Raw genomic sequence first — 1,511 nt, forward strand, 5'->3', positions numbered from 1 at the left:
GCCGGTCGACGTCGTGCTCAACCCGCTGGGTGTGCCGCGACGCATGAACATCGGCCAGATCCTCGAGCTGCACCTCGGCTGGCTGGGCAAGCAGGGCTGGGACCTCAACCTGTCCGGCGACCCCGACAGCGCGGACTGGAAGAAGCGGCTGATCAAGATCGGCGCCGACAAGGCCGAGCCCAACACCAAGCTCGCCACGCCGGTGTTCGACGGCGCCCGTGAGGACGAGATCATCGGCCTCCTCGGGGCGACGATCCCCAACCGCGACGGCGTGCGGGTGATCGACGAGACCGGCAAGGCGAGCCTGTTCGACGGCCGCTCCGGTGAGCCGTTCCCCGAGCCGGTCTCGGTCGGCTACATGTACATCCTCAAGCTGCACCACCTCGTGGACGACAAGATCCACGCGCGCAGCACCGGTCCCTACTCGATGATCACGCAGCAGCCGCTGGGCGGTAAGGCCCAGTTCGGTGAGATGGAGGTCTGGGCGATGGAGGCGTACGGCGCCGCCTACGCCCTCCAGGAGCTGCTCACGATCAAGTCCGACGACGTGCCCGGTCGCGTCAAGGTCTACGAGGCCATCGTCAAGGGCGAGAACATCCCCGACTCCGGCATCCCCGAGTCGTTCAAGGTCCTCGTCAAGGAGATGCAGTCGCTCTGCCTCAACGTGGAGGTGCTGTCGCAGGACGGCACTCCCATCGAGATGCGCGACGCGGAGGAGGACGTCTTCCGTGCCGCCGAGGAGCTCGGCATCGACCTGTCCCGCCGCGAGCCCAGCTCGGTCGAAGAGGTGTGACGGCGCGGCCGGCGGTCCTCGGACCGCCGGCCCGCCTCCGCCCCCCACCACCTCACTGCTTAGAACTACCGAAGGGTTGCAGCCATCGTGCTCGACGTGAACTTCTTCGACCAGCTTCAGATCGGCCTGGCCACCGCGGACGACATCCGTCCGCTTCAAGGGCATCATCTGCGAGCGCTGCGGCGTCGAGGTGACCCGCTCCAAGGTGCGCCGCGAGCGCATGGGCCACATCGAGCTCGCCGCGCCGGTCACCCACATCTGGTACTTCAAGGGTGTCCCGAGCCGCCTGGGCTACCTGCTCGACCTGGCGCCGAAGGACCTCGAGAAGGTCATCTACTTCGCCGCCTACATGATCACCTCCGTCGACGAGGACGCGCGTCACCGCGACCTGTCCTCGCTCGAGGGCAAGGTCGGCCTGGAGCGCGAGCGTCTCGAGAAGCGCCGCGACCAGTCCATCGACGACCGGGCCAAGAAGCTCGAGGAGGACCTCGCCGCTCTCGAGGCCGAGGGCGCCAAGGCCGACCAGCGCCGCAAGGTCAAGGACGGCGCCGAGCGCGAGATGAAGCAGCTGCGCGACCGTGCCCAGCGCGAGATCGACCGCCTCGACGAGGTGTGGAGCACCTTCAAGTCCCTCAAGGTCCAAGACCTCATGGGCGACGAGATGCTCTACCGCGAGATGAAGAACTGGTTCGGCAAGTACTTCGAGGGCCACATGGGC

2 pseudogenes are annotated in these 1,511 nt (G+C 67.2%); both read left to right on the forward strand.

The annotated features are described in order from the left end of the window. Positions 1–793, forward strand: a pseudogene (locus tag Q0L15_RS23125) (DNA-directed RNA polymerase subunit beta); the annotation flags it as partial. An 87-nt stretch (positions 794–880) separates the two neighbouring features. Next, positions 881–1,511, forward strand: a pseudogene (locus Q0L15_RS23130) (DNA-directed RNA polymerase subunit beta'); the annotation flags it as partial.

The sequence above is a fragment of the Nocardioides sp. genome (assembly GCF_024509035.1).
In the GTDB taxonomy this organism is placed as follows: Bacteria; Actinomycetota; Actinomycetes; order Propionibacteriales; family Nocardioidaceae; genus Nocardioides.